This is a genomic window from Actinosynnema pretiosum (assembly GCF_024171695.1).
Classification (GTDB): domain Bacteria; phylum Actinomycetota; class Actinomycetes; order Mycobacteriales; family Pseudonocardiaceae; genus Actinosynnema; species Actinosynnema pretiosum.
Map to the genome: position 1 here is coordinate 22750 of NZ_JAMTCF010000017.1, position 25878 is coordinate 48627.

The following is a 25878-nucleotide window of genomic DNA, read 5'->3' on the forward strand; positions in this document are numbered from 1 at the left end:
GTCAGCGCTGCCCGAGCATCGCCGCCCACATTCCGGGGAAGTCCGGGATCGTCTTGGACGTCGTGCCGATGTCGTCCACCTCCACACCGGGCACCCGCAGCCCGATGATCGCCCCGGCCGTGGCCATCCTGTGGTCCGCGTACGCCTTCCACGTCCCACCGCTCAGCGTCCCGCCGCTCAGCGCTCCACCACTCAGCGCCCGAGGCCTGATCACCAGCCCGTCCTCGGTCTCCTCGACGTCCCCACCCAACCCGTTGACCTCGGCGGCCAGCGCCGCGAGCCGGTCGGTCTCGTGCCCGCGCAGGTGCGCGATGCCGCGCAGCACCGTCGGCCCGGACGCGAACACCGCCAGCGCCACCACGGTCGGGGTCAGCTCGCCCACGTCGTGCAGGTCCAGGTCCACCCCGCGCAGCTCGCCGCCGCGCACCCGCAGCCCGTCCGCGCCCAGCTCCACCGAGCAGCCCATCTCCGCCAGGATTCCCCTGATCGCGTCACCGGCCTGCGTGGTCGCCGTCGGCCACCCCGGCACGAGCACCTCGCCGCCGGTCACCGCCGCCGCCGCCAGGAACGGCGTCGCGTTCGACAGGTCCGGCTCCACGTCCCACTCGCGCCCCGCGACCGGACCCGGCTCGACCCGCCACCGGTCGGTCCCCGAGTCGTCCACCTCGACGCCCGCCTCGCGCAGCATCGCCACGGTCATCTCGATGTGCGGCAGCGACGGCACCGGCTCGCCCTCGTGCACGACCACCACGCCCTTGTCGTACCGCGCGCCCGACAGCAGCAGCCCCGACACGAACTGCGAGGACGCCGACGCGTCGATCACCACCTCGCCGCCGGGCAGCCCGCCCGCGCCGCGCAGGGTGAACGGCAGCGCGTCGCCGTCCACGTCCGCGCCCAGCGCCCGCAGCGCGCCCAGCACGGTCCCCATGGGCCGCACCCGCGCCTGCTCGTCGCCGTCGAACACGACCTCGCCCGAGGCCAGCGCGGCGACCGGCGGCAGGAAGCGCATGACCGTGCCCGCGAGCCCGCAGTCCACCCGCGCCGCCCCGCGCAGCTCACCCGGCTGCACCAGCCACGACCCGTCCGGGCCGTCCTCGATCCGCGCCCCCAGCACGCGCAGCGCCTCCGCCATCAGCAGGGTGTCCCGGCTGCGCAGCGGCGCGCGCAGCACCGAGGGGGCGTCGGCGATGGCGGCGAGCACCAGCGCGCGATTGGTGATCGACTTCGAGCCGGGGACCGGTACCGTCGCGTTGACGGGACCGCCGGCGGTGCGGGCGGACCACTGCTGCGTCATGCCCAGATGATCCCGCATGCCGTTCCCGGCGGCTCGCACCGGTCGCCGCGACGTGCGACGATGAGTCAGGAGGTGATCGGTTGTGTGCGGCAGGTACGCCTCCACCAAGAACCCGGCCCAGGTGGCGACCGAGTTCGACGCGGTGGACGCAACGGACGGCGCGGTCTCCGGTCCGGACTACAACGTCGCCCCCACCAAGACCGTGTCCGCGGTGGTCGACCGGCACCCGCGCGACGCGGAGGGCGAACCGGTGCCCGACGAGGTCGAGCGCACCGTGCGCGCCATGCGCTGGGGCCTGGTCCCGCACTGGGCCAAGGACCTCTCCGGCGCCGCCAAGATGATCAACGCCCGCTCGGAGAGCGTGCTGGAGAAGCCCTCCTACCGCGACTCCGCCGCCCGCCGCCGCTGCATCGTGCCCGCCGAGGGGTGGTACGAGTGGCAGCCCGGCGAGGGCCGCAAGCAGCCGTACTTCATCACCCCAGGCGACGGCTCCAGCCTGGCCATGGCGGGCATCTGGTCCGTCTGGTGGCAGCAGGACGGCGACGAGCGCAAGCCGATCATCACCCTCGCCGTGCTCACCACCGACGCCATCGGCGAGATGACCCAGGTCCACCACCGGATGCCGCTCGTGCTCCCGAGGGACCGCTGGGACGACTGGCTCGACCCCGACCGCGCCGACCCGAGCGCGCTGCTGGCCCCCGACCTCGACCTGGTGAACGCGCTGGAGCTGCGCCCGGTCTCGACGCGGGTCAACAGCATCAAGAACAACGACCGCACCCTCACGGACCCGGTGCGGTTGGGCGAGGACGAGAAACCGGAGCCCACCTTGTTCGAGCTGACGTGACCGCCCGCGTGGTCGACACCCCGCACGGCCCCGCGCGGGCCGTGCTGCACTGCGCCGCCGAGGGCCGCGCCGCGCTGCTGCTCGGCCACGGCGCTGGCGGCGGCATCGAGGCCCCCGACCTGGTCGCGGCCACCCGAGCCGCCGTCGAGGCCGGCGTGCACGTCGCGCTGGTGGAGCAGCCGTACCGGGTCGCCGGTCGCCGCGCCCCGGCCCCCGCCAAGCAGCTGGACACCGCGTGGCTCGCGGTCGCGGAGGACCTCGGCGCGGGCCTGTTCGACACCCTGCCGCTGGTGTTCGGCGGGCGCTCGTCGGGCGCGCGGGTGGCCTGCCGCACCGCCGCCGAGGGCCAGGCCGTCGCGGTGCTGTGCCTGGCGTTCCCGCTGCACCCGGTCGGCAAGCCGGAGAAGTCCCGGCTGCCCGAGCTGGACGCGGTCGACGTGGCGACCCTGGTCGTGCAGGGCGAGCGCGACCCGTTCGGCGTTCCGGGCGGCGCGCCGCACCGGGAGGTCGTGCTCCAGGAGGGCGACCACAACCTCAAGGCCGACGTGGAGGGGTTGCAGCGCTCGGTGGGGGAGTGGCTGGCCCGCGTACTGCGCCCCTTGGAGGTCTGACCCCGAGGTCTGACCCCGAGGTCTGACGGACCCCGAACCCAGGGGTTCGGGCCTCAGCCCGCGATCGGCGCGACCACGGCCCCGGTCAGCCTGATCAGCTCCGCCGGGTCCAGCTCCACCTCGACCCCGCGCTTGCCCGCCGAGCAGAACACCGTCGGGTACTCGCTCGCCGACGAGTCCAGCACCAGCGGCAGCCGCTTCTTCTGCCCCAGCGGCGAGATCCCGCCCGCCACGTACCCGGTAGCCCGCTCGGCCGCCGCCACCTCGGCCATCTTCGCCTTCTTCCCGCCCAGCGCCGCCGCGAGCGCCTTCAGGTTCAGCTGCCCGGTGACCGGCACCACGCCGACCGCGAGCTTCCCGTCGACCTCCGCCACCAGCGTCTTGAACACCCGCTCCGGCGCCACCCCGAGCGCCTCGGCCGCCTCCATCCCGTAGGACTCGTGGCGCGGGTCGTGCTCGTAGGAGTGCAGCTCGAAGGCCACCTTCTGCTTGCTCAGCAGCAGCGTGGCGGGGGTACCGGTCGCGGGCCTGGCCATGGGCGCGGACCCTAGCCGGGGAATGCCGCGCCCCGCCACCGCGTTGACGGGGACGTGCCAGCAGAGGTGATGGAGCAGCAGGTCGGCAGGCAGGCCAAGGCCCGGCCCCCGCGCGGGTCGGCGCTCTGCCGCCCGGGTGACCGCCGCGTATCCTCGAACGCGACCCAGACAGCCGCGAACACGGGGAGAGCGGTGCCACCAGCAGCGCGAGCACAGGCCGCCGAGAACGGGGCCACACCGCGTGGCCAGGCGCACGGCGAGGAGACGGCTGACCAGCGGGCAGCGCGGTTCGAGCGCGACGCGATGCCGATGCTCGACCAGCTCTACTCGGCGGCGCTGCGGATGACGCGCAACCCCGCCGACGCGGAGGACCTGGTCCAGGAGACCTACCTCAAGGCGTACGCCGCGTTCGCGTCCTTCTCCGAGGGCACGAACCTCAAGGCGTGGCTGTACCGGATCCTGACCAACACCTACATCAACGGCTACCGCAAGAAGCAGCGCCAGCCGCTCCAGCAGCCCACGGAGGAGATCACCGACTGGCAGCTGGCGCAGGCGGAGAGCCACACCTCCTCCGGGCTGCGCTCGGCCGAGGTCGAGGCGATGGACCGGTTGCCGGACACCGACGTCAAGGAGGCGCTCCAGCGCCTGCCCGAGGAGTTCCGCATCGCGGTGTACCTGGCGGACGTGGAGGGTTTCGCCTACAAGGAGATCGCTGACATCATGGGCACCCCGATCGGCACCGTGATGTCCCGGTTGCACCGGGGCCGCAGGCAGCTTCGCGAGCAGCTGGCCGACACCGCGCGCGAGCGCGGCTTCCTGCGCGGCGGTCAGCAGGAGGTGGCGGGACGATGAGCTGCGGCGAGCACCACGAGACCAACTGCTCCGAGGTGCTGTCGGAGGTGTGGCTGTTCCTCGACCAGGAGTGCGACCAGGCCCGGCGCGAGCTGCTGGCCACGCACCTGGACGAGTGCCACCCCTGCCTGGAGGAGTACGGGCTGGAGGAGCACCTGAAGGCGCTGCTCGCCCGCAAGTGCGGCGGCGACCTCGCCCCGGACGAGCTCAAGGCCAGGCTGCGGGCCCGCATCCGGGAGACCGTGACGGTCCGGGAGACGACCGTGCGGGAGACGACGGCCTCGCGCGAGGGCGCCGACGGCGTCGTCACCGAGGTCCGCCGGGTCGACGTCGAGGTGACGACCGCCACGACAACGGCTCCCAGCTCCCCCAGGGCGTCCTCGGACTGACCCCGGACCGGCCGCAGACCGGCCACGGGAGCCCGCGCGGCCCCCGACCGGTCCGCCGGGTCGGAGCTGGCGGTCCACCCGGCCCCAAGAACGCCGAAGGCCCCGGAGACCAGGTCTCCGGGGCCTTTCGCCAGGTCAGCGACCTCAGGCGTTGGGGCGCTTCCCGTGGTTGGCGCCGCCCTTCTTGCGGTCACGACGCTTGCGGGCACGCTTCGACATGGGGTTCTCCTCCAGCTAACAGTGCTTCACCCAAGTGTGACACGGCGTCACCTGACCGCCGGCGGCACGGTCTCCGAACCGTGGTTGGATGGCTGGCAGAGCCCGTTCGCACCGCGGTGTCGCAGGGCGGCCGTGGAGCGGGAGCCGACCTCATCGCGGTGGTCGAGTTAGGAGCACAACCTGTCCACGCTCACCGACCTGCTCGCCGAGCACACCAAGCTGTCCGGAGTCGCCGCCGACCACCTGCAGCTCGTGGTCGCCGAGTGGCAGCTGCTCTCGGACCTGTCGTTCGCCGACTTCCTCATGTGGGTGCCGCTGGACGACGGCACGTTCCTGTGCGTCGCCCAGGCCCGCCCGACCACCGCGCCGACCGCCCACCCCGAGGACGTCGTCGGCAGCACCGTCCCGGTGGACGAGCACCCGCAGCTGCGCCGCGCGATCGCCGAGGTGCGGATCTGCCGCGAGGAGGACCCGCGCTGGCACCTGGGCGTCCCGGTGCGCCGCGAGGCCATCCCGGTCCGGCTGGGCAGCGAGGTCATCGCCGTGCTCAGCCGCAACACGAACCTGGCCGTGCCGCGCGTGCCCAGCCCGCTGGAGATCTCCTACCTGGGCTCCGCCGCCGACCTGTGCCAGATGATCGCGGACGGCACGTTCCCCACCACCGAGCCGTCACCCGACGTGCACACCAGCCCGCGCGTGGGCGACGGCCTGGTGCGCCTGGACTCGTCGGGCGCCGTGGTGTTCGCCAGCCCCAACGCGCTGTCGGCCTACCACCGCATGGGCCACGCCGCCGACCTGATCGGCGTGCACCTGGCCCCGCTGACCCGCTCGCTGATCGGCGACCCGTTCGACGCCACCGAGGTGGCGCAGCGGATCAGGGCCGCGCTCGACGGGCAGCCGTCGATGCGGATCGAGGCCGAGTCGCGTCGCGGTGCGGCGGTGCTGTTCCGGGCGCTGCCGCTGCGGCCGAGGGGCAGCGCGGCGGGCGCGCTCGTGCTGTGCCGGGACGTCACCGAGGTGCGCAGGCGCGACCGGGCGCTGATGTCCAAGGACGCCACGATCCGCGAGATCCACCACCGGGTGAAGAACAACCTGCAGACCGTGGCCGCGCTGCTGCGGCTCCAGTCCCGCCGCACCTCCAGCGAGGAGGCGCGGGAGGCGCTGGCCGAGTCGGTGCGCCGGGTCACCTCGATCGCGCTCGTGCACGAGACGCTGTCGATGTCGGTGGACGAGCGGGTCGACCTGGACGACGTGGTCGACAAGGTCATCCCGATGATGAGCGACGTGGCGGCCACCGAGTCGCAGGTCGTGGTGCGCCGGGACGGGAAGTTCGGGATCGTGCAGGCCGAGCTGGCGACACCGCTGGTGATGGTGCTGACCGAGCTGGTGCAGAACGCCTTCGAGCACGCGTACAGCCCCGGCCAGCGCGGTGAGGTGGTCGTGCACTCCGAGCGGTCGGCGAAGTGGTTGGACGTCCTGATCTGCGACGACGGGCGCGGACTGCCGCAGGGCTTCTCGCTGGAGCGCACGGACCGGCTCGGGCTGCAGATCGTCCGGACGCTCGTCGAGTCCGAATTGAGAGGCTCCTTGAGCTTGCGCCGCAGGCCCCGAGGCGGTACAGAGGCGGTCCTGCGCGTGCCCCTCAGGGCGCGGCGTTAGACTACTGCTCGTGCACGCGTGACGGCCTTCCTCAGGGGTGGTCACGTGGTCATGCGGGAGGGTGTGCAACAAGGCCGAAGGGCCCGACACCTGGCACGGTGTCGGGCCCTTCGAGCTAGCTTCCGGTGGGCTCGCAGGTCGCGGTCCTACCGCGCTGACCTGTGCCTCACGGGCGGCGGCAGTGCTTCAAGCTGCCGCCTGGTGGTGCTGCCTTGCTCGTCCTGCGCGGGCTTCGAGCCGCCGCGCGGGCAGTGCTTGCTTCGGTGCTGAGCTGTGGTGCTGTGTTTCGAGGCTTGCCGATCAGGCGTTGCTGCGAGCCCTGGTCCGGGCGTTGCGGCGCTTCAGCGCGCGACGCTCGTCCTCGCTCATCCCGCCCCACACGCCCGCGTCCTGGCCGCTCTCCAGCGCCCACGCGAGGCAGTCGGAGACGACGGGACAGCGGCGGCACACGGTCTTCGCCTCGGCGATCTGCAGGAGCGCAGGACCACTGTTCCCCACGGGGAAGAACAGCTCCGGGTCCTCGTCGCGGCAGATCGCGCGGTGGCGCCAGTCCATTGGAACTACTCCTCAGCTATGGCGCGCTCGTAGGCACGCCACTCGTCAGCGGTCGGTTTTGGGGTGCTTGTGAATGCTTTCACGAACGCGCGGGATGTCAAGAGGTTAGATCCAACCCGGTGAGTGAACTCACCCGAAAGATCGGCCGCGTTCACCTGGGCTTTCAGTGCGTGGCGGCTATCCCGTGGGGAAAATCGCGTTTGGGTGGCGTAGTGGTCACGCCACGGTCACACGGCCACCGTGAGCACGCCTGGCGCCGAGGTGAACTCCACCTCGGTGCAGGTCCCGAGCAGGTCACCGTCCACCTGGAGGTTGACCGGTTCCTGGCTCGTCACCCGAATGTACGCAACATCGTCCCGGCGCAACAGGTTCTCGCCCTTGGGATTCCCGTCCGTGACGAGAAGATGCGTCAAGTAGCGGAGAACCGTCGGCAATCCGAGGCCGTGCAGCGCGAACAGGCCGAGATCACCGTCGAAGGACGTGCTGGGGTTGAGCCGCAGCGGCTTGTCGCCCAGGTAGGTCCACGGGTCGGTGTTCGACACGAAGGCCAGTCGCATGTCCTCGAAGACGGGCTCGCCGGGGATCTGCACGGTGAGCGCGGGCTCGTGCCTGCGCTGGCTGAAGTAGCTGGCCAGCGCGGTGCGCGCGTACAGGACGGGGCCAGCGACGCGGCCCTTGGCGCGCTGCTCCTCGACGCCCGCGACGACGTCGGCGTCCCAGCCGACGCCCGCGTTGAAGGTGAACCAGCGGTCGTGGTCCTCGCTGCCGCCGGCCGAGGCCACCCGGCCGAGGCCGACGCGGCGGCTCGTGCCGTGCTCGACGGACTGGAGCAGGCGGTAGGTCGCCTCCACCGGGTCGCGGGGCAGTCCGAGCGCGCCCGCGAAGACGTTCGCCGAACCGCCGGGCACCACGCCCAGCATCGGCAGCGGTCGGTCGGCGCCACCTCGGAGCACGCCGTTCACGACCTCGTTGACGGTGCCGTCACCGCCGTGGGCCACGACCAGGTCGTAGCCCTCCGCCACGGATCGCGCGGCGGCGTCCGCCGCGTGCCCCCGGTAGTCGGTCTCGACGACGTCCAGCTTCACCTCGCTGGCGAGCGCGTGCGCGAGCACGTCCCTGCCGGCGGGCGTAGTCGCCGTCGCCTGTGGGTTGACCACCAGTAGTGCGCGCACACCTGAAGAGTAGGACAGTTGGTGACCCGGCATCGGGGGTTGTTCCCCCAATGAGAGGTCTTGACGCGCACGAAAGTGGCCCATCTCATCTTCTGCGGCCGGTCACCGGCCGGCCGCGACGCTCCTCCCTGACGTGCTGCCGTGCTTTTCGACAAGTGCACCCCGACCCGACCGTCGGCTCGCCGAAGAGACCCCTTGATCTTCGCCTGCCGGACGGCCGAACGGGACTCGCCAACCGGGTGGCCTACGATCCGTGACGAGTACGCACGGTGAGGAAAGGGCCAGCGTGATGGTGGAACGGGGGGTACCCGGCGCCGTGCGCGCGGCCGGGGCGCTCACGATCGTGCAAGGACTGGTCGGTCTCGGCTTCGCGATCGCGCTCGTCGCGCGGTCGTTCGCGCCGGAGGTGGAGCGCGGTCAGGTGCTCGGCGAGGCCGCGTACTTCGCGGTGCTCTGCTCCGGCGTCGTCGCGGTCGGCGTAGGCCTTGCGCTGGGCAAAGGCTGGGGCCGCACCCCCGCGCTCGTCGTACAACTGCTCCTGCTCGGGGTCGCCTGGTACATGTACGGGCCCTCCGGCAGGCAGCTCTGGGGAGCGCTCATCGGGGTCTACGCGGTGGGGGTGATCTACCTGCTCTTCACGAACGCGGCGCGCGGGTGGGCGCTCGGGTTGCACGAGTCGGACGACGACTAGCGGCACGCCGGTTGGGACGTCCGACCCCCGCTGATCGTCTGGTTGCCCGCCGACGATCGGGGGGTTGGACGACTCACCGTGACGGGTGATGCTGTGCGTGGCGAATTCGCCACCCCCTGCAACCGCCCCTGCGTCCGAAGGTGACTCAATGCGACTGCCCCGCGCCCTGTCCGCGGCCATCAGCACCGGCGCCGCGCTCCTGGCCGCACTGGCCGTGACCGCCATCGCCCCGGCGGCCTCCGCGGCCCCCGTCCCCGACGACCTCTCGCCCGCCATCATCGGCGGCGGCACCGCGAGCAACGCCCCGTGGGCGGCGCGCCTGTTCGCGAACGGCCGGGAGAACTGCTCGGCCACCATCATCGCGCCGACCTGGATCCTGACCGCGCAGCACTGCGTGGCCAGCTCGGCGACCTACACGTTCCGCATCGGCAGCCTCGACCAGAGCAGCGGCGGCACGGTGGCGACCGCGACGCAGATCATCCAGCACCCGTCGGTCGACCTGGCCCTGGCGAAGCTGGACCGCTCGGTGACCGCCACCTACTCGCCGCTGGGGACCAACTCGGCGGTGGCGAACGGGCAGACCGTGCAGCTGTACGGGTGGGGCGCCACGTGCACCAACCAGCCGGAGATCAACTGCCAGTCGCGGTACCTGAAGGTCGCGGACACGCGGGTGTCGACCGTGAACGGGCGCGACTACCGGGGCGGCGTCGCGATCTCGGTGCGCCGGGTGAACGGCATCGCGGCGGGCGGGGACTCGGGCGGCCCGATGTTCGCGACGAGCCCGGTGGACGGCAGGTACTACCAGGTCGGCGTGGCGTCGACGAGCGACCGGTCGAGCGTGTCGAACTACACGGCTGTCGGGCAGTACCGGACGTGGATCCGGCAGTACGCGGGCGTGTGATCCTGCGGGTCGCCGCCACCGGGCTGGGGCTCGGTGGGTGACCCGGAGGTGAGTCGGCGGAGCGGCGGTCCCCTCGGGGGGACCGCCGCTCTGGCGCGTTCGGGGGTGTTGAGGTGGCTGGGGCGCGCGGGTTTGTGGCCGAGGTGGGCGTCACGTGGGGGCTGGAGGGACTGGGAGCCGCCCGGTTTTGTGACGGAGGCGGGGGATCGCGCGGGAGCTGAGGGCTGGGAGTCGCGTGTTCTGGGGCGGAGGCGGGGATCGCGCGGCCTCGTGACGGAGGTGGGGAGTCGCGCGGGGCGGTGCGGTCGGTGAGTCGGGTAGTTCGTGCCGGGGAGCGGTGAGCCGGGCGGTCCGGTGCGGTGGTCTTCGGGGTTGTGGTTGCGGGGCATCGGCTTTCCGAAGCCGTGCCGATCGTCTTCGGCGGGTGGTTCGCCCCGCGTTCGTCCGTCCGGGAACTGCCGACCGCCGACCGCAGGCAGTGGGCAGTTCCCGGCGCGGTGGCCTGCCTGCTCGACGGCGCGCGGCTGCCCGCCCGGTGTCCGCTTCTCGCCCTCCGCGCCGCTCCTCGCGCACCCGCGTCCGGCCGGGGTCGTGTTCGCGCCCGCCCCCCGCGTTCGGGGTTTTGTGCCCGGTTGCGGGCTGTGCGCGGTCCGATTCCCCCTCACCCGGAGTTGCGCGCTCGTTTCCCCCATTCGGTGTTGTGTGTCGCATTTCCGCTGACTCGCGCCATCGACCGTTACAGGGAGTTCCACGCGGGGCTCCCGAGGGCCTGAGCTGCGAGTTGTCGATCTTCCAACCGGGGGATCGGGGCCCGTCGGGATGACCCTCGGACGAGTGGTTAGCCCCCTTAGACCAGCAGCAATCACCCTTCGTGTTCACGATTGGCGGATGGACACGAACGGAGTAGCCCGGATACGGTTTCGCAGGCGTTCGCGCCGCTTCGCAGTCCAGGCAGGGTGAGGTGCGCTGTGCAGAACTCCCCGAGACCGGTGTCGGACGACCGGGACCGTCCGAACGCGGCTCGGCTGTACGACTACTACCTCGGCGGCGCGCACAACTTCGCCGTCGACCGGGAGTTCGCGGTCCGCGCGGTCAGCGAGGTGCCCGCCGACGCGATGGTGCAGCACGGCCGCGCGTTCCTGCGGCGCGCCGTGAAGCTGTGCCTGGAGCGCGGCATCCGGCAGTTCCTCGACCTCGGCTCCGGCATCCCCACGGCGGGCAACGTGCACGAGGTCGCCCACGAGGTCGACCCGGACTGCCGCGTGGTCTACGTGGACAACGAGCCCGCCACCGTCGCGCACGCCCGCGCGATGCTGCGCGGTCGGGCCGGTGTGGCGATGGCCGAGGCCGACGTCCGCGACCCGGCCGCAGTGCTGGCCTCGCCGGAGTGCCGCGAGCTGCTCGACCTGACGGCGCCCGTCGCGGTGCTGATGGTGGCGATCCTGCCGTGCCTGGTGGCGGCCGACCGGCCGGAGCGGGTCGTCGCGGGGTACCGGGACGTGATGGCGGCGGGCAGCCTGCTGGTGTTCACCCACCTCACGGCGGACTTCCAGCCCGAGGTGGTGGACAAGCTGCTCGGCGTCGCGACCGACGCGCACCCGCTCACGCCCAGGAGCAAGGCCGAGGTCGAGGTGCTGCTGGACGGGTTCGAGCTGCTGGAGCCGGGGCTGGTGCTGTCGTCCAAGTGGCGGCGTGAGGGCGACGAGCCGGAGTTCGGGGTCGAGGCCGTGTCGTACGGGGTGGTGGGGGTGCGGCGCTGAGGCGCCTGATCGTCGAGGGGCGCCGCGCGGCCGGGTCGCGGGGGCGCGCGGCGCGTCCGGTCAGTACTGGGGCGGGTAGCCGCCCTGCTGGGGGTGACCCGGCTGCTGGGGGTAGCCGGGCTGCTGCGGGTAACCGGGCTGCTGGGGGTAACCCGGCTGTGCGTAACCCTGCTGCGGGTAGCCCGGCTGCGGGTAACCCTGCTGGGGGTAACTGCCCTGGTACTTGTGCAGCGCCGCCGGGCCCCGGTAGGTCGCGTTGCCGAAGGCCAGCACCGGGAAGCCGATGACCCCGAAGAAGCCGAGGCCGAAGATCCCGAACGCGGACGACCTGCCGAACGAGCGGGCCAGGTCGGCCATGACGGTGAAGACGAAGAAGATGTTGGCGCACGGGACGAAGAGCAGCGCCAGCCACCAGTCCGGCCTGCCCGCCATCCGCAGCACCGTGAGGGTGTTGTAGACGGGCACGAGCGCGATCCAGCCCTCGTAGCCCGCTTTCGTGAAGACGCGCCACATGGACACGACCGTGATCGCGCCGAAGGCCAGGCTGAACAGCACGATGAGGAGCACCGCGACCGGGCTCAGCTCGACGCTCGCGCTGTACTGGTACTGGTAGTCGTACTGCTGGGTGAGATGCACCAGAAGAGGGTGACCGTTCCGCCGTTCGGGCGAAGGCGGTTGAGCGATCCGTGAGCTTCCCGACATGCGCGCGGGAGCTGCGGTGGGGCCGTCCCCACCGCGGCGCCACCGCCGGTCAGTCGCTCGCGAGCTCCCAGGCGGGCACGTTCAGCGACCGCACCTGGGGCACCCCGCGCTCGTCCCCGAGCACCGCGATGCCCGCCGGGTCGAGCGCGAACCGCACCCCGTCCTCCGGCCCGAGCCCGAGCCACGCGGCGATCACGGCGCGGGTGAAGTGCCCGTGGCCGACCAGCACGACGTCGCCCTTGCGCAACCCGGTGCGCGCCTCGTCGACCACCAGCGCGGCCCGGTCGCGCACCTGCTCGGCGGTCTCGCCGTTCGGGCAGGGGTGCGTCCAGACCGTCCAGCCGGGGACCTGCTCGCGGATCTGCTCGGTGGTGAGGCCCTCGTAGTCGCCGTAGTCCCACTCGGCGAGCGCCTCGGTCTTCTCCGCTTCGAGCCCGACGAGCTCGGCGGTCCGCCAGGAGCGCTCGCGGGTGGAGCACAGCGCGAGGGCGGGGGGAAGGTCGGTTCCGCGCAGCCTGGCCAGCACGGCGCCCGCGCGCCTGGCCTGCTGAACGCCGTGGGTGGTGAGGGGCACGTCCGAGATCCCGGTGTGCCTGCCGCTCTCGGACCAAGCGGTCTGGCCGTGCCGCACGAGGTAGAGGTGGGCCGTCACGATCACGAGCGTAGTGGCGGTGCGGGGCGGGCGCGGGGGTCGAGCGGGGTGGGATAGCGCACTTCGGGGACACGACGTGAACGCGGCTGGGGGACTGGTCGACCGGGTGGGTGGTGGGGGACGCGCGGGTGGGGCGGGAGGGGCGTGCGGTGCGTGAATGGACCCGCCGATGTGATGACGCGCTTATGGTTCAACCGTGCAGGATTTGCTACAGGGCGTGTTGCAGCTCCAGCCGGTGTGGAGCCAGGAGAACACCGTCGAGATGCAGGAGCGCGGCAAGCTGGTGCGCGACGGGATCACGCGCTGGTTGAGGGCGCGGGTCGAGCGGCTGGACGCGGAGCTGCCGGAGCCGATCGGCGACCTGCGGGTCGAGGCGCGGGACGGGACCGGTCGCAAGAGCGAGATCCCGTGGGCGCGGGTTTACTCGCACAGCAGGTCGCCCTCGGCCACCAAGGGCTGGTACCTCGTCTACCTGTTCAACGCCCAGGGTGACGGCGCCTACCTGAACCTCGGCAAGGGGGCGACCAGGTGGGAGAACGACGAGCTCCACCCGCTGCCGCACGACGAGCTCAGGCGGAGCACGGCCGTCGCCAGGGAGCGGTTGCGGGACCTGCTGGACCTGCGGCCCGACCTGGTCACCGAGATCTCCCTGGACGCCCGGCGCTCGCAGCTCGGCCCCGCCTACGAGGCGGGCACCGTGGCCGGGTTCCACTACCCGGTCGGCGAGGTGCCGGACGAGGACGTGCTGGAGCGCGACCTGGCGTTCCTGCTCGGGGTGCTGGCCGAGCTGCACCACCGGGACGGGCGCGCGCCCGAGGTCGCCGAGGCTGAGAGCGCCGCTGAGGTCGTCGCGGGCAGGCGGCGGGCGGGGCAGGGGTTCCTGCGGTCCGCCGCCGAGCGCAAGGCCGTCGAGGGGCGGGCCGTGCTGCTGGCCGCCGAGCACCTGGAGGGGCTCGGGTACGAGGTGGAGGACGTGGGCGCGGTGCGGTCCTACGACCTGGACGCGCGGCGCGGTGACGAGCGGTTGTTCGTGGAGGTGAAGGGCACCACGCAGGCCTGGGGCGCGGACAGCCGGATCGTGCTGACGCGCAACGAGGTCGAGCTCAACCGGCGGGACCACCGGGACTCGGTGCTCGTCGTGGTGAGCGGGATCTCGCTCGACCGGGCCACCTGCGCGGCGTCCGGGGGCGAGGTCCGGGTCGCGCACCCGTGGCGGATCGACGAGGAGCGGCTGACGCCGGTGTCGTACCAGTACGCGGTCGGGCACGACGTCGTGCCGGTCGACGGGGAGACCGCCTGATCGCGAGCGGCCCCGGAGACGGGAACGGCCCCGGAAACGGGAACGGCGCCCGCCTCCCGGTGGTGCGGGGGCGGGCGCCGGGGCAGCCTGCGCTAGCTCACGCCTGCTTGGTCTCCCAGAAGATCTTGTCGATCTCCGCGATCAGGTCCAGCAGCTGCTGGCCCGTCGCCGGGTCCATGTTGCCCTTGGTGCCCGACGCGCCCGCGGCCTTGGTGGCGCGGTTGAACAGGTCGTGCAGCTGCGGGTACTTCTCGAAGTGCGGCGCCTTGAAGTAGTCGGTCCACAGCACCCACAGGTGGTGCTTCACCAGTTCGCTGCGCTGCTCCTTGATCAGCACGGCGCGCTGGCGGAACTCCGGGTCCTCGTTGGCCTGGTACTTCTCCTGGACCGCCTTGATGGACTCCGCTTCGATCCTGGCCTGGGCCGGGTCGTAGACACCGCACGGGAGGTCGCAGTGCGCGGTGGCCTCCGGGATCGCGCGGTGGAGTTCACGGATGCGCGACAGAAGTCGCATCTTTCCTCCCTGACAATGGATGCTCCGACGTGCGGAACACTACTCCGAGTGAACCGGTCGGGCAGTCGGAGGTGATCGTGCTCGGGATGCTCAGGGTCCGCGGGCCCTCCATGCACCCCACCATCCGGACGGGTGATCTCGTCTCCGTGGCGCACGGGCGGTCGCCGCGCGTCGGGGACGTCGTGCTGGTCAGGTGGGCGCACCGGCCCGGCCAGCTCTCGGTCAAGCGGGCCGTGCGGGCGGACGGGGCCGGGACCGGGTGGCACGTCGAGGGGGACAACCCGTTCGCCTCCACCGACTCCCGCGAGCTGGGACCGGCCGAGGTGCTCGGGGTCGTGCGGTTCCGGGTGTGGCCCCGGCCCGGTCGGCTGGGGAAGTCGCCGTGGGCCGGGGGTGGCGCGGAGCTGGACGGGTGACGCCGAGCCGGACGGGTGACGCGGGTGGCGGGGGTCAGGCGCGCTTGAGCCCCGCGTACCAGCGGACGCACTCCTCGTAGTCCGGCAGCAGGCCCCGCTCCTCCGCCTCGGCCAGGCTCGGCGCCTGCGCGTCCTTCTCGGACAGCACCGGCTCGATCCCCTCCGGCCACGGCAGGTCCAGGCTCAGCGGGTCGACGCCGCGCTCCGCCTTCGGGTTGAAGCCCTCGCTGCACAGGTACGCGGTGACCGTGTCGTCCTCCAGCGCCATCAGCGCGTGGCCGAACCCCTCGGGCAGGTACACCCCGTTGAACTTCTCCGCCGACAGCTCGACCGCGTCCCACTGCCCGAACGTCGGCGACCCGACCCGGACGTCCACCACCACGTCCAGCAGCCTGCCGCGCGGGCAGTGCACGTACTTCGCCTGCCCCGGCGGCACGTCCGCGTAGTGCAGCCCCCTGATCACCCCGCGCCTGGACTGCGAGTGGTTCACCTGCGCGACCCGCAGGCGGTGCCCGGTGATCCGCTCGAACGCGGACTCCTGGAACGGGGCGACGAAGAAGCCGCGGTCGTCCGGGAAAACCGAAGGTGTGAACTCGAACGCACCGGGAATTCGCAACTCGCGTGCCTGCATGGGCGTCACCCTAGTTCATTACGGGTCTTGACCGATCCTGCCTGCGCAAATCCGCCGAACCGCGCGCCAAACCGGACGAGCGTTCTGGAAGAAGCCCCTGACCTGCTGCGATGGTGTGATCCCCACCGCACTCGGTGATGCCCTACGCTGCCACACCTGGCGAACCCAGGCTTCGCGGACCACCATTCGGTCGCAACTCGACCCCGAATGGGTGGTTCGCGCTCCATTAACACCGAACGGCCCCGTCGATCACGCGCGACAACGCGATCCGGAGTGCTGACCGGCCTCACGCGCCGCAGGAAGGACCAGGTCAAGTGACCGCAGTGAACGACACCCCAGTCCAGCTCACCGACGACGAGATCTTCACCGCCCACGAGGGCGGCAAGCTCGCCGTCGGGGCCACCGCCTCGCTCGCCGACCCCAGGGCGCTCTCCATCGCCTACACGCCCGGCGTGGCCAGGGTCAGCCGCGCCATCGCGCAGGACCCCTCGCTCGCCGACCGCTACACCTGGGCGGGCCGCCTGGTCGCCGTGGTCAGCGACGGCACCGCCGTGCTGGGCCTCGGCGACATCGGCCCGCGCGCCTCGCTGCCCGTCATGGAGGGCAAGGCCGCGCTGTTCAAGACCTTCGGCGGCCTCGACTCCATCCCGCTGGTGCTCGACACCACCGACGTGGACGAGATCGTCGAGACCCTGGTCCGGCTGCGCCCGTCCTTCGGCGCGGTCAACCTGGAGGACGTCTCCGCCCCGCGCTGCTTCGAGCTGGAGGCGAAGCTGATCGAGGCGCTGGACGTGCCGGTCATGCACGACGACCAGCACGGCACGGCGGTCGTCGCGCTCGCCGCCCTGCGCGGCGCGAACACCGTGCTGGGCAAGGACATCGCCGACCAGCGCGTGGTCGTCTCCGGCGCGGGCGCGGCGGGCGTCGCCATCACCCGCATCCTGCTCGCGGCGGGCGCGGGCGAGGTGACCCTGGTGGACTCGCGCGGGATCATCCACGCCGGACGCGCCGGGCTGAACCCGGTGAAGGAGCAGCTGGCCCCGCTCACCAACGGCAGCGGGCTGCGCGGCGGCCTGGACGTCGCGCTGCGCGGCGCGGACGTGTTCGTCGGCGTCTCCTCGGCGCAGGTGCCCGAGGAGCAGGTGGCGAGCATGGCCGCCGGGTCCGTGGTGTTCGCGCTGTCCAACCCGGACCCCGAGGTGCACCCCGAGGTCGCGGCCAGGCACGCCGCCGTCGTGGCCACCGGGCGCAGCGACTTCCCCAACCAGATCAACAACGTGCTGGCCTTCCCCGGCATCTTCCGGGGCGCGCTGGACGCGGGCGCCAAGCGCATCACCGAGGGCATGAAGCTGGCCGCCGCCGGGGCGATCGCCGCCGTGGCCGCCGAGGACCTCGCGGTGGACCGGATCGTGCCGAGCGCGCTCGACCCCAGGGTCGGGCCGGAAGTCGCCGCCGCTGTGGCCTTGGCAGCGGCCGAAGACGGAGTAGCCTGATCCCCTGTCGGAGTTGGGAGAGCTCCGGCCGACGCTGTCCGTCTTCTTCTCGGGAAAACGACGCCACGATCGGGTTCAATCGTTAGTCCGTTAAGGGGTGGGACGTGACGCTGCTAGGCGCTAGCGTCCTTCTCTTCCGGGGGAACGATCCCCGGTCGAGGGGACCGCTTTCGCGGGTGGTCCACGGGGCAGCGGCCGGGCCGGGCATCCCCGCCCCCAGACACGGGAAGGTGGGACCGTGCCCAAGCGGGTTGGCCGCGCTCCAGTGGTGCTTGACGACCCCGAGGGGCCTGCGCGACCCGAGGCCGTCGCGCTGGGCGGCGTGACGCTGCCCGACCCGCCCTCGCTGCTGTGCGACCCCGAGGGCGTCGTGGTCCGGGCCAACGTCGCGGTGGCCGTGCTCGCCGGGGTCGCCGACCCCGACGCGCTCGTCGGCCGCCCCCTGGGCGAGCTGCTCGCGGGCGACCCGCCGGAGCACCGGCTCACCCGCGCCGACGGCGCCGGGGTCGCCGTGCGGGTCGTGCGCGTCCCGGCCGCCGAGCCGGGGTTCAGCACCGTCCTGCTCGTGGACGTGTCCGACCTGGCCAAGTCCGCCGACGAGCTGCGCGACGAGCAGCGGCGGCTGCGCGCGGTCCAGCGCGTGGCCGCCATCGGCTCCTGGGAGTACGACCCGGACACCGGCGCGACCGTCTGGTCCGAGACCCACTACGAGCTGCTCGGCATCGCGCCGGGCTCGGTCGTGCCCGGCGCGCAGGCCGTGCTCGACGTGACCCACCCGGACGACCACGACGTGGTCGCCAACTACTGGAGCAACCGGGAGATCACCGGCGCGCCGATAGACATCGTCTACCGGGTCATCCGGCCGGACGGCGAGCTGCGCTGGATCAGGGGCGTCGCCGAGGCCGAGCTGCGCGCCGACGGCCGCGCCCGGCTGATCACCGGCTTCATCAGGGACATCACCGAGCAGTGGCGCGCCGACCGGGCGCTGGCCACCGAGCGCGCGCGCCTGCTGGAGGCGCAGCGGATCGCCCGCATCGGCAGCTGGACCTACGACGTGCGGGCCCGCTCGCTGCACCGCAGCGAGGTGCTGCTGGAGATGTACTCGGCGCTCGGCGTCTCGCCCGACCGCCACGACCTGCTCGGCGGCGTGCACCCCGACGACCGCCCGCACCTGCTGGAGCTGCGCCGGAAGCTGTTGCGCGCCAAGGACGGCCGCACGCAGGAGGCCGAGGTCCGCAGCGAGCTGGGCGAGCGGGTCTACGTGTGCCGCGCCCGCGTCGAGCGCGAACCCGGCGGGCGCGCCCCGGTGCGGCTGCACGGGACCGTGCAGGACGTCACCGAGGCGCGGGCCATGGAGCGTCAGCTGCGCGAGGACCGGCGCAGGCTCGCCGACGCCCAGCGCGCGGCCAGGCTCGGCGTGTGGGAGTGGGACCTCGCGACCGGCGAGGTGGTGTGGTCGGACATGCTCGCCGAGCTGTTCGGCGTGCCGCGCGACGAGCGCACCACGTACCGGACCTACCTGGACCTGGTGCACCCGGACGACCGGGGCTGGGTCGACGACATGTGGCAGCAGCTGGCCACCGAGGAGACGCCGGTGCAGTGCGAGCACCGGATCGTGCGGCGCGACGGGGCGGTGCGGGTGTTCCGCAGCCACGGCGTCGTCATCAACGGGCCGGACGGGCGCACGCTCGCCGTGGGCACCGCGCAGGACATCACCGAGCAGCGCGTCGCCGAGACCCGGATGCAGCGCTCCAGCCAGCGGTTCGCCGACCTGGTGTCGCTGACCCCGGTCGGCATCGGGCTGTTCGACGAGGGCGAGCGGCTGGTGGAGGCCAACGACGCGCTGTGCGACCTGCTGGGCATGGATCTGGAGCAGTTGCGCGGCATGACCGCCGAGCAGCTGACCGACCCGGCCGATAACGACGACCGGTTGCAGTCGGTCAGCCGGATGACCGAGTTCGGCGCGGAGCGGGCGCACAAGATCCCGCAGCGGATACTGGTCAGGCCGGACGGCGAGCGGGTCTACTGCGAGCTGCACATCGCGCTGTCCGTGCAGGACGACGGCAGGCGGTTCTGGCTCATCGTCTTCCAGGACATCACCGAGCGCCGCCGCACCGCCGAGGCGCTGCGCCACCAGGCCACCCACGACGACCTGACCGGCCTGCCGAACCGGGCGCTGGTCAAGGAACTGCTCGGCGAGCTGCTGGAGGGCGGTGACCGGGCGAAGGTCGCGGTGCTGTTCTGCGACATCGACAACTTCAAGCGGGTCAACGACTCCCTCGGCCACGACGCCGGTGACGAGCTGCTCGTCGCGCTGGCGCGGCGGCTGGAGGGCGGGCTGCCCGACGGGTGCACGGCGGCCCGGCTGTCCGGCGACGAGTACGTGATCATCTGCGAGAACATCGACGCGGTGGGCGGCGTGGACGCGCTGGCCACCCGCGTCGCCGGGCTGCTGCGCACGGCCGTCCCGGTGCACGGGCAGCTGGTCCGGGTGTCGGCGTCGATCGGCGCGGCGGTGCCCAACGGTTCGCGCGCCACCGGCGCGGACCTGCTGCGGTTCGCGGACGCGGCGATGTTCGAGGCCAAGCGGTCCGGCGCCGGGCGGGTGTCGCTGGCGTCGGCGGCGCTGATCGCGTCGGCCGACCGGCAGGTGCACCTGGAGGGGCAGCTGCGGGACGCGCTCGCCCACGACGGGCTGGCGCTGCACTACCAGCCGGTGGTCGGCGTGGACGGGTCGGTGCAGACCGCCGAGGCGCTGGTGCGGTGGCCGCACCCGGACCGGGGGCTGCTGTCGCCGGACATCTTCCTGCCCGTCGCCGAGCAGGGCGACCTGCTGCGCGAGCTGGACCGGTGGGTGCTGCGGACCGCGCTCAAGGAGGCCGCGACCTGGCCAGCGCCGGACGGCAAGCCCGTGGCGGTGGCGGTGAACCTGGCCGGGCTGGTGCCCGGCGACCCGGAGTTCGTGGACATCGTGTCGGCGACCATCGCCGAGTCGGGCATCCCGTGGGACCGGGTGGTGCTGGAGCTGGTGGAGACGGCGCTGGTCGACCTGCCCTCGCGGGTGCGGCAGTCCATGGCGGAGCTGGTCGAGCGCGGCGTGCAGTTCGCGGTGGACGACTTCGGCACCGGGTACTCGTCGCTGGCGCGGCTCAAGGACCTGCCCGCGCAGATCATCAAGGTGGACCGGCGGTTCGTGGCCGGGGTGGGCAGCGACTCGTCGGACTTCGCGGTGGCGCGGGCCGTGGTGGACATGGCGCGGGCGATGGGGCGCAAGTGCGTCGCGGAGGGCGTCGAGACGGCCACCCAGTTCCACGTGCTGCGCGGGGTCGGGGTGGACGCGTACCAGGGGTGGTTGTTCTCCCGGCCGGTGCCGCCGAAGGAGTTCCGGGCGGTGCTCGCGCTGGGGCCGCTGCACATCCCCAAGGCCGGGTGAGGGCGCCCCTCCCGGTGTGACGCGCCGCGCAGGGCCGAGGTCTTTTGTCGGATTTCGGCCACTCGATCGTGGGGTGAGCGCCATACTCCCGCTCCGGGACCAGTGTTCGTGCTGGTCAGGGGAGGGGAAACGTGGAGCCCGAACGGGTGATCGCCGAGTTGGAGGCCAGGGCCCGTGACCTGGCCGCGCGGTCGGCGCAGGCGCAGGAGCAGATCCGGCATGCGTCGGCGACCGTGCGCGCCAAGGACGGGGCGGTCTCGGTGACCGTGGCGCCGAACGGGGCGGTGCAGGCGATCGAGTTCTCGCCGAAGGCGGGCGAGCTGTCGCACGTGCAGCTGGGGCAGGTCGTGATGGGGGTGCTGCGGCAGGCCCAGGCGCAGGCGGCGCGGCAGGTCGCGGCGGTGCTGGAACCGGACTTCGGCGGGACGCAGGCGATGGAGTTCCTGACCGGGTTCATCCCGGTGGAGGAGGTCGAGGAGCCCCCGGCGCGGGAGCGCGAGGAGGGCAGCGTGCTGCGGGACGAGTCCTGGGGCGCCGGACCGGCGCGACCGGGCTACTCGGCCCCGCCCACGCCCCCGGCCCCGCCCGCGCGGCGGCCTGCGGACCGGGGCGAGCCGGACGAGGACGACGGCTTCGGGCCGGTGCTCAGGTGAGCGGCGGCGGGTACGAGGTCGTCACCGGGCAGCTGGAGGCGTTCGCCGAGGCGCAGGACGGGCGCGGCGGCGAGGTGGGCGCTGCGGCGGGCAAGGCCGGTGGAGTGAGCCTGGGCGGGGAGACGTTTGGGGTGCTGCTGTCGTTCTTCGCGAACGGCGCGGAGAGCGCGGCGGCGGAGGTCGTCGAGGGGATCGAGCGGCTGGCGGCGGCGTACGGGGAGGCGGCGGGGGACACCAGGGCCACCGCGGCGGAGTACGCGGCCGTGGAGGACGGGAACGCGGCGGGGTTCGGGGGTGAGGGCTGATGGTGGAGTGGACGGGGTTCGGCGACGGGGTGATGAGTCCGGACAACGTGGCTGGGGCGGGACCGGTCGAGTCCCTGTTCCAGACGATCGAATCCCTGACGCGGGACGGTGACAAGGACGTCGCCGAGATCGCGATGAACGGCGGCGCGCTCGCCCTTGACGTGCTCGGGGCCGCGCTCGACCCGCTGGGCGCGCTCGGCACGGCCGGTATCGGCTGGTTGATTGAGCACGTGTCCTTCCTGCGCGAGCCGCTGGACTACCTGGCGGGCGACGGCGACCGGATCAAGGCCGCCGTGGGGACGTGGAACGAGACCGGCGCGGCGCTGGACAAGATCGCTCAGGCGCAGCACGACGCCATCGGCGCCCAGGTGTCGGGGTGGCAGCAGCAGGCAGCCGACGCGTTCCGCGCCAGCCAGGGGCAGTTGGTGGACGAGACGCTGGCGCTCAGCCGCTCCTGCGTGTCCGTCGCCGGGGAGATCGCCACGGCCGGCACGATCACGGCCACGATCCGGGGCACCATCCGGGACCTGATCGCCATGTTCGTCTGGGAGGTCGTCCGGAACGCGGTCATCGCGCTCGCGTCCTCCGTGGTCAGCTTCGGCAGCTCCCTCGCCGCGTTCACCGCGTGGGCGGTCGGGCGCGGGGCGGTCGTGCTGGGCAAGATCACGCAGAAGTTGAGCAAGCTGGTGAGCGTTGTCACCCGCGTCCTTGGGCGGATCAAGCAGCTCACCGGTGCGCTGGGGCGCGCGCTGAAGGGGCTGGCGCGCTTCGGGAAGAAGGCGGGCGGGGGTGCGCCCTCGCCCGGCGCACCGCGCTTCCCCGGACTGGACAACCTGGGCAAGAGCCTGGACGACGTCGGCAAGCGCTTGGCCGACCGGGGGACCACGGCGCCGTCGTTGAGCGATGCCGCGGCCAAGGCGCGGCAGGGAGCGGGGGAGTTCGCAGACCGGTACAAGGACGCGGGCAACGTCGCGCAGAAGTTCGCCGAGCAGCACCACGTGTCCAAGCTCGACCAACTCACTCCCGTCGCGGACGCCTACACCCCGTTCAAGCCGATCACCCGCGCGGACGGGACCGTGTCGCCGCACTCGGTGCCCAGCATCGGTGACCGGGGTTTCCAGACGAAGATCCTCGCCGACTACCTCCGGGAGACCGCCAAGCAGGACGAGTTGGAGGCGGAGGGGACCGAGGACGAGGCGGGCAGAACCGCCCCCTTGTTCAAGCGCCAGACGGGATACCTGGACGAGTGATGGCCACAAAGCCCTCCGTGAAGAGGAGCAACCCGGTCCTCGTCGTTGTCGCGCTGCTCGGGGCCCTCGTCGGACCGCTCTTCGTCTTCTCCGAGACCAAGTGGGGTGTGGCGGGTCTTGTGGGCCTGGTTGCCTGGCTCATCGTGTCCGCGCTCCTCCTCGGCAGGCTCATCATGTTCCCGCTGGGAATCGTGGTGTTCATGCTGTCCTTCTTCGCGCTGGGCAGCTACGTGGAGCCGTGGTGGTACGAGCTTCGCGGCGAGAAGGTGGACGGATGCCTCGTCCTCGACGAGCGAAAGGGGAAGGGGGGACGGACCAGTCCGGATTTTTTCGTGCACCGGGTGCAGTGCGGTGATGATGTGCTCGTGTACGAGGACTCGGGCATGCAGGAGAGGGTCGAGGTCGGGAGCACGGTTTCGCTGATCGTGGACCGCGGGGGACTGCTGCCCCCGGTGATGACCATTCCAAACAGGGAGAACGCCCCGCTCGGACCGTACGCCCTGGGTGGTTACCTGCTGCTCACCATGGGGCACACGGCGGCCTCGGTCATCTTCCCCCCGCCGGTGCAGCCGCCCAAGCCCTCACGCCCGCCGCGAGGGCCGAAGTTTCCGCTGAAGAAGGATTCCACCTGATGGCCGGGCGAGCGAACTCCGCGAAGCGGAGCGGCGAACCGGGTCTCATCGCCTTCGTGCTGCCCGGCGGGGGGTGATTTCCTCTGATGGTTGTTCCGGGTAGCGGGTCCAGGGGGAAGAAGGTCAAAAGCCCGGTGCTCGTCGCTCTCGCGCTGCTGGGCGCGCTGATCGGACCGATCGGGATCTTCTCCGCTTTCGACTGGCACCCCCTCGGCTGGCTCGGCCTGTTCGTGAACTTCTTCTTCCTCCTCTTCATCGCGAAGCGGGCGATCGCGTTCTTCGTGGGGATCCTGCTCTTCACGCTCTACGCGTCGATCCTGACCTTCTTCGTGGAACCGTGGTGGTACTCGCTCCACGGCGAGTGGGTGGACGGGTGCGTGCTGGTGGACAGCGAGTACCAGAGCGGGGGCAGGCGCAGTTCGGGGTACTACGAGTACCGCTTCCGGTGCGGTGACCGGGTGTTGGAGAGCACCAGCAGGAGCGTGGAGTTCGTCAAGGTCGGCGACACGGTGTCGTTGTTGGTGGACAGCAGCGGGATGCTCCCCACGGCGGCGCCTGTGGCGAACGAGGAGAACGCTCCTTACGGGCCGTACGTGCTGGGGGCGTACTACCTGCTCTCGATGGGGAGCGTGCTGGTGGCGGCGCGCTTGCCCGAGCCCGCTGACCGGCCGAAGCCCAAGCCCAAGCGGAGCGCCGGTGGTCCGCTGAATGGTGACTTCCTCTGATGGTGGAGTGGACCGGGTTCGGCGACGGGGTGATGAGTCCGGACAGCGTGGCTGGGGCGGGACCGGTCGAGTCTCTGTTCCAGACGATCGAGTCCTTGTCGCGGGTCGGTGACAAGGACGTCGCCGCGATCGCGGTGAACGGCGGCGCGCTAGCCCTTGACGTGCTCGGGGCCGCGCTCGGCACGGCCGGCATCGGCTGGTTGATCGAGCACGTGTCCTTCCTGCGCGAGCCGCTGGACTACCTGGCGGGCAACGGGAATCGGATCAAGGCCGCCGTGGGGACGTGGAACGAGACCGGCGCGGTGCGCGACGAGATCGCCCAGGCGCAGCACGACGCCGTCGGGGCTCAGGTCTCGGGCTGGCAGCAGCAGGCGGCGGAAGAGTTCCGCGCCAGCCAGAAGCGGTTGGTGGACGAGACGCTGGCGCTCAGCGGTTCCTGCGTGTCCGTCGCCGGGGAGATCGCCACGGCGGGCACGATCAGGGGAACGATCCGGGACTTGATCGCCATGTTCGTGTGTGAGGTGGTTCGGAACGCGGTCATCGCGCTGGCGTCCTCCGTGGTCAGCATGGGCGGTTCCATCGCCGCGTTCACGGCATGGGCGGTGGGGCGCGGGGCCGTGGTGCTGGGGCGTGCGTTGAAGGGGTTGGCGCGGTCCGGGAAGAAGGCGGGCGGGGTGCGCCGACGCCGAGCGCACCACGCTTTCCGGGGCTGGACGGCCTTGGCAAGGGCTTGGACGACGTCGGCAAGCGCATTGGTCGACCGGGGGACCACCGCGCCGTCGTTGAGCGACGTGGCGGCCAAAGCCAAGCAAGGCGGTCAGGAGTTCGCGGACGCGTACAGCCCGTTCAAGCCGATCACCCGTGCGGACGGGGGCGTGTCGCCGCACTCGGCGCCGAGCTTCAACGACGGGGCTTTCCAGATCAAGTTCGTTGCGGACAACCTCCGCGAGATCGCCAAACAGGACGAGTTGGAGGCGGAGGGCGTCGGCGAGGAGTTCGCGGGCAAGGGGGTCGAGAAGAGCGTGCAGTTCGAGCGCAAGACGGGATACCTGGACGAGTGAGCTGGAAGAAGGCCAAGAAGCCGGTCCTGGTGGTGGCGTGCCTGGTGACCGGTTCAGCTGTGCCGCTCGTGGCGTTCACCGCGAGCCCGCTGTTCCTGGTGGGGGTCTTCGCGTGCGTGCTGTTCCCCCTCCTGTGCGCGTGGCTGTCCGGGCGGTTCGCCCTCGCCGCAGGGGCTTTCCTGCTGGCGGTCGGTGGAGGCTTGCCGGTGTCCTCCGCCGTGGGGTCGTGGTGGTCCTCGACTCACGGCAAGCACCTCGACGAGTGCGTCGTCGCGCGCGTCGACCGCAAGGCGAACCCGAAGGAGCGGCCCCACACCACGGTCCTGTTCGACTGCGGGAGCGAGCAGGTCGAGCACTTCCCCAGGCGGCGCGGTGAGTTCTCGGTCGGTTACCGGACCTCGCTGGTCGTGGACCCCAGCGGGATGCTGATCACCGAGGTGGGGGCGGAAGGGCTTCCGAGTGGGAAGAACGCCCCGTTCCTCGTCAGCGGTTACCTACTGCTGATGATCGGGCTCGTAGTGGCGTCCGCCTGGTTGCCCAGCCCTCCGAAAACGCCCAAGCCTCCGCGCCCGCCGCGTGGGCCGGGGGACCCGTTGCAAGCGGATTTCCTCCGGTCGTGAGGCTGACC

General features: G+C 72.0%; 27 protein-coding genes and 2 pseudogenes. 20 read left to right on the forward strand and 9 right to left on the reverse strand.

The window, feature by feature from the left end; genetic code table 11:
• Window position 1 precedes the first annotated feature (1 nt).
• Entirely contained in the window at window positions 2–1294 is a 1293-nt protein-coding gene (gene aroA / locus LV78_RS29735; protein ID WP_253849171.1) for a 3-phosphoshikimate 1-carboxyvinyltransferase, read from the reverse strand.
• A gap of 82 nt (window positions 1295–1376) precedes the next feature.
• Here aroA and LV78_RS29740 point away from each other — a divergent pair, with 82 nt between their 5' ends.
• Window positions 1377–2138, forward strand: a complete 762-nt coding sequence (locus LV78_RS29740; RefSeq protein WP_253849174.1) for an SOS response-associated peptidase — start codon at window positions 1377–1379, stop codon at window positions 2136–2138.
• Window positions 2135–2749, forward strand: coding sequence for an alpha/beta hydrolase family protein (locus tag LV78_RS29745; RefSeq protein ID WP_253849175.1), 615 nt, complete (start codon window positions 2135–2137; stop codon window positions 2747–2749). The genes LV78_RS29740 and LV78_RS29745 overlap by 4 nt, the downstream gene beginning before the upstream one ends.
• A 53-nt stretch (window positions 2750–2802) precedes the next feature.
• On the opposite strand, the gene ybaK is transcribed toward LV78_RS29745, so the two are convergent.
• Entirely contained in the window at window positions 2803–3285 is a 483-nt protein-coding gene (gene ybaK, locus LV78_RS29750) for a Cys-tRNA(Pro) deacylase (RefSeq protein WP_253849177.1), read from the reverse strand.
• Between the two features lie 192 nt (window positions 3286–3477).
• On the opposite strand from ybaK, the gene LV78_RS29755 reads away from it, so the two are divergent.
• Window positions 3478–4137: a sigma-70 family RNA polymerase sigma factor gene (locus tag LV78_RS29755; RefSeq protein WP_253849179.1), complete on the forward strand. Its 660-nt coding sequence runs from the start codon at window positions 3478–3480 to the stop codon at window positions 4135–4137.
• A complete protein-coding gene (gene rsrA, locus LV78_RS29760) occupies window positions 4134–4526 on the forward strand; it encodes a mycothiol system anti-sigma-R factor (RefSeq protein WP_253849181.1) in 393 nt (130 codons plus the stop codon). Before LV78_RS29755 ends, rsrA begins: the two co-directional genes overlap by 4 nt.
• Window positions 4527–4670: 144 nt before the next feature.
• On the opposite strand, the gene LV78_RS42085 is transcribed toward rsrA, so the two are convergent.
• On the reverse strand, window positions 4671–4745 hold the full coding sequence (locus tag LV78_RS42085; protein WP_096498094.1) for a 50S ribosomal protein bL37: 75 nt from the start codon (window positions 4743–4745) through the stop codon (window positions 4671–4673).
• A gap of 180 nt (window positions 4746–4925) precedes the next feature.
• On the opposite strand from LV78_RS42085, the gene LV78_RS29765 reads away from it, so the two are divergent.
• On the forward strand, window positions 4926–6404 hold the full coding sequence (locus LV78_RS29765) for a PAS domain-containing sensor histidine kinase (protein ID WP_015804977.1): 1479 nt from the start codon (window positions 4926–4928) through the stop codon (window positions 6402–6404).
• Window positions 6405–6704: 300 nt separating this feature from the next.
• Here LV78_RS29765 and LV78_RS29770 read toward each other — a convergent pair whose 3' ends face one another.
• Both LV78_RS29770 and LV78_RS29775 read right to left on the reverse strand, forming a co-directional pair.
• Entirely contained in the window at window positions 6705–6959 is a 255-nt protein-coding gene (locus LV78_RS29770; RefSeq protein ID WP_015104912.1) for a WhiB family transcriptional regulator, read from the reverse strand.
• Between the two features lie 227 nt (window positions 6960–7186).
• Complete coding sequence (locus LV78_RS29775; RefSeq protein WP_253849184.1) at window positions 7187–8131, reverse strand: diacylglycerol/lipid kinase family protein; 945 nt, start codon at window positions 8129–8131, stop codon at window positions 7187–7189.
• A gap of 289 nt (window positions 8132–8420) precedes the next feature.
• Here LV78_RS29775 and LV78_RS29780 point away from each other — a divergent pair, with 289 nt between their 5' ends.
• The 3 genes from LV78_RS29780 (at window position 8421) to LV78_RS29790 (ending at window position 11483) form a co-directional block, all read left to right on the forward strand.
• Complete coding sequence (locus LV78_RS29780) at window positions 8421–8822, forward strand: hypothetical protein (RefSeq protein ID WP_253849480.1); 402 nt, start codon at window positions 8421–8423, stop codon at window positions 8820–8822.
• A 148-nt stretch (window positions 8823–8970) separates the two neighbouring features.
• Window positions 8971–9723, forward strand: a complete 753-nt coding sequence (locus LV78_RS29785; RefSeq protein WP_253849185.1) for a S1 family peptidase — start codon at window positions 8971–8973, stop codon at window positions 9721–9723.
• Window positions 9724–10691: 968 nt separating this feature from the next.
• A complete protein-coding gene (locus tag LV78_RS29790) occupies window positions 10692–11483 on the forward strand; it encodes an SAM-dependent methyltransferase (RefSeq protein WP_253849187.1) in 792 nt (263 codons plus the stop codon).
• 60 nt (window positions 11484–11543) lie between these two features.
• Here the strand turns inward: LV78_RS29790 and LV78_RS29795 are convergent, their stop codons facing one another.
• Together LV78_RS29795 and LV78_RS29800 are read right to left on the reverse strand one after the other, a co-directional pair.
• Window positions 11544–12119 carry a DUF5684 domain-containing protein gene (locus tag LV78_RS29795; protein WP_253849189.1) on the reverse strand — a complete coding sequence of 192 codons (576 nt, stop codon included), beginning with the start codon at window positions 12117–12119 and terminating at the stop codon, window positions 11544–11546.
• A gap of 115 nt (window positions 12120–12234) precedes the next feature.
• On the reverse strand, window positions 12235–12837 hold the full coding sequence (locus tag LV78_RS29800; protein WP_253849191.1) for a histidine phosphatase family protein: 603 nt from the start codon (window positions 12835–12837) through the stop codon (window positions 12235–12237).
• Between the two features lie 196 nt (window positions 12838–13033).
• Here LV78_RS29800 and LV78_RS29805 point away from each other — a divergent pair, with 196 nt between their 5' ends.
• The gene (locus LV78_RS29805; protein WP_253849194.1) at window positions 13034–14137 is read left to right on the forward strand and encodes an MrcB family domain-containing protein; all 1104 of its coding nucleotides are present in this window, start codon (window positions 13034–13036) and stop codon (window positions 14135–14137) included.
• Window positions 14138–14234: 97 nt separating this feature from the next.
• Here LV78_RS29805 and sodN read toward each other — a convergent pair whose 3' ends face one another.
• Window positions 14235–14651 (reverse strand): superoxide dismutase, Ni, encoded by a 417-nt coding sequence (gene sodN / locus LV78_RS29810; RefSeq protein ID WP_015804970.1) that lies wholly within the window; start codon window positions 14649–14651, stop codon window positions 14235–14237.
• 86 nt (window positions 14652–14737) lie between these two features.
• Here sodN and LV78_RS29815 point away from each other — a divergent pair, with 86 nt between their 5' ends.
• Window positions 14738–15067 (forward strand): S26 family signal peptidase, encoded by a 330-nt coding sequence (locus LV78_RS29815; protein WP_253849196.1) that lies wholly within the window; start codon window positions 14738–14740, stop codon window positions 15065–15067.
• 34 nt (window positions 15068–15101) lie between these two features.
• Here LV78_RS29815 and LV78_RS29820 read toward each other — a convergent pair whose 3' ends face one another.
• A complete protein-coding gene (locus LV78_RS29820) occupies window positions 15102–15698 on the reverse strand; it encodes a dTDP-4-dehydrorhamnose 3,5-epimerase family protein (protein WP_253849198.1) in 597 nt (198 codons plus the stop codon).
• A gap of 314 nt (window positions 15699–16012) precedes the next feature.
• On the opposite strand from LV78_RS29820, the gene LV78_RS29825 reads away from it, so the two are divergent.
• The 10 genes and pseudogenes from LV78_RS29825 (at window position 16013) to LV78_RS29865 (ending at window position 25870) form a co-directional block, all read left to right on the forward strand.
• On the forward strand, window positions 16013–17191 hold the full coding sequence (locus tag LV78_RS29825) for an NAD(P)-dependent malic enzyme (RefSeq protein ID WP_253849200.1): 1179 nt from the start codon (window positions 16013–16015) through the stop codon (window positions 17189–17191).
• Window positions 17192–17762: 571 nt separating this feature from the next.
• Window positions 17763–19259 (forward strand): annotated as a pseudogene (locus LV78_RS42180) (PAS domain-containing protein); the annotation flags it as partial.
• Between the two features lie 117 nt (window positions 19260–19376).
• Window positions 19377–20624 (forward strand): annotated as a pseudogene (locus LV78_RS42185) (putative bifunctional diguanylate cyclase/phosphodiesterase); the annotation flags it as partial.
• 131 nt (window positions 20625–20755) lie between these two features.
• Window positions 20756–21277, forward strand: coding sequence for a YbaB/EbfC family nucleoid-associated protein (locus tag LV78_RS41815; protein ID WP_253849204.1), 522 nt, complete (start codon window positions 20756–20758; stop codon window positions 21275–21277).
• The gene (locus tag LV78_RS29840; protein ID WP_253849206.1) at window positions 21274–21582 is read left to right on the forward strand and encodes a type VII secretion target; all 309 of its coding nucleotides are present in this window, start codon (window positions 21274–21276) and stop codon (window positions 21580–21582) included. The genes LV78_RS41815 and LV78_RS29840 overlap by 4 nt, the downstream gene beginning before the upstream one ends.
• The gene (locus LV78_RS29845) at window positions 21582–22832 is read left to right on the forward strand and encodes a WXG100-like domain-containing protein (RefSeq protein WP_253849208.1); all 1251 of its coding nucleotides are present in this window, start codon (window positions 21582–21584) and stop codon (window positions 22830–22832) included. Before LV78_RS29840 ends, LV78_RS29845 begins: the two co-directional genes overlap by 1 nt.
• Window positions 22833–22849: 17 nt before the next feature.
• Window positions 22850–23464, forward strand: coding sequence for a hypothetical protein (locus LV78_RS29850; RefSeq protein ID WP_253849211.1), 615 nt, complete (start codon window positions 22850–22852; stop codon window positions 23462–23464).
• Window positions 23465–23598: 134 nt separating this feature from the next.
• On the forward strand, window positions 23599–24189 hold the full coding sequence (locus LV78_RS29855) for a hypothetical protein (protein WP_253849212.1): 591 nt from the start codon (window positions 23599–23601) through the stop codon (window positions 24187–24189).
• Window positions 24189–25250: a hypothetical protein gene (locus tag LV78_RS29860; RefSeq protein WP_253849214.1), complete on the forward strand. Its 1062-nt coding sequence runs from the start codon at window positions 24189–24191 to the stop codon at window positions 25248–25250. Before LV78_RS29855 ends, LV78_RS29860 begins: the two co-directional genes overlap by 1 nt.
• The gene (locus tag LV78_RS29865) at window positions 25247–25870 is read left to right on the forward strand and encodes a hypothetical protein (protein ID WP_253849217.1); all 624 of its coding nucleotides are present in this window, start codon (window positions 25247–25249) and stop codon (window positions 25868–25870) included. Before LV78_RS29860 ends, LV78_RS29865 begins: the two co-directional genes overlap by 4 nt.
• The last annotated feature ends 8 nt before the right edge of the window (window positions 25871–25878 follow it).

Excerpts from the sequence above, each read along its gene's own strand:
- aroA (WP_253849171.1), bottom strand. The coding sequence starts at position 1,294 with ATGACGCAGCAGTGGTCCGCCCGCACCGCCGGCGGTCCCGTCAACGCG.
- ybaK (WP_253849177.1), bottom strand. The coding sequence starts at position 3,285 with ATGGCCAGGCCCGCGACCGGTACCCCCGCCACGCTGCTGCTGAGCAAG.
- rsrA (WP_253849181.1), top strand. The coding sequence starts at position 4,134 with ATGAGCTGCGGCGAGCACCACGAGACCAACTGCTCCGAGGTGCTGTCG.
- LV78_RS29770 (WP_015104912.1), bottom strand. The coding sequence starts at position 6,959 with ATGGACTGGCGCCACCGCGCGATCTGCCGCGACGAGGACCCGGAGCTG.
- LV78_RS29780 (WP_253849480.1), top strand. The coding sequence starts at position 8,421 with ATGGTGGAACGGGGGGTACCCGGCGCCGTGCGCGCGGCCGGGGCGCTC.
- LV78_RS29785 (WP_253849185.1), top strand. The coding sequence starts at position 8,971 with ATGCGACTGCCCCGCGCCCTGTCCGCGGCCATCAGCACCGGCGCCGCG.
- sodN (WP_015804970.1), bottom strand. The coding sequence starts at position 14,651 with ATGCGACTTCTGTCGCGCATCCGTGAACTCCACCGCGCGATCCCGGAG.
- LV78_RS29815 (WP_253849196.1), top strand. The coding sequence starts at position 14,738 with ATGCTCAGGGTCCGCGGGCCCTCCATGCACCCCACCATCCGGACGGGT.
- LV78_RS29820 (WP_253849198.1), bottom strand. The coding sequence starts at position 15,698 with ATGCAGGCACGCGAGTTGCGAATTCCCGGTGCGTTCGAGTTCACACCT.
- LV78_RS29845 (WP_253849208.1), top strand. The coding sequence starts at position 21,582 with ATGGTGGAGTGGACGGGGTTCGGCGACGGGGTGATGAGTCCGGACAAC.
- LV78_RS29860 (WP_253849214.1), top strand. The coding sequence starts at position 24,189 with ATGGTGGAGTGGACCGGGTTCGGCGACGGGGTGATGAGTCCGGACAGC.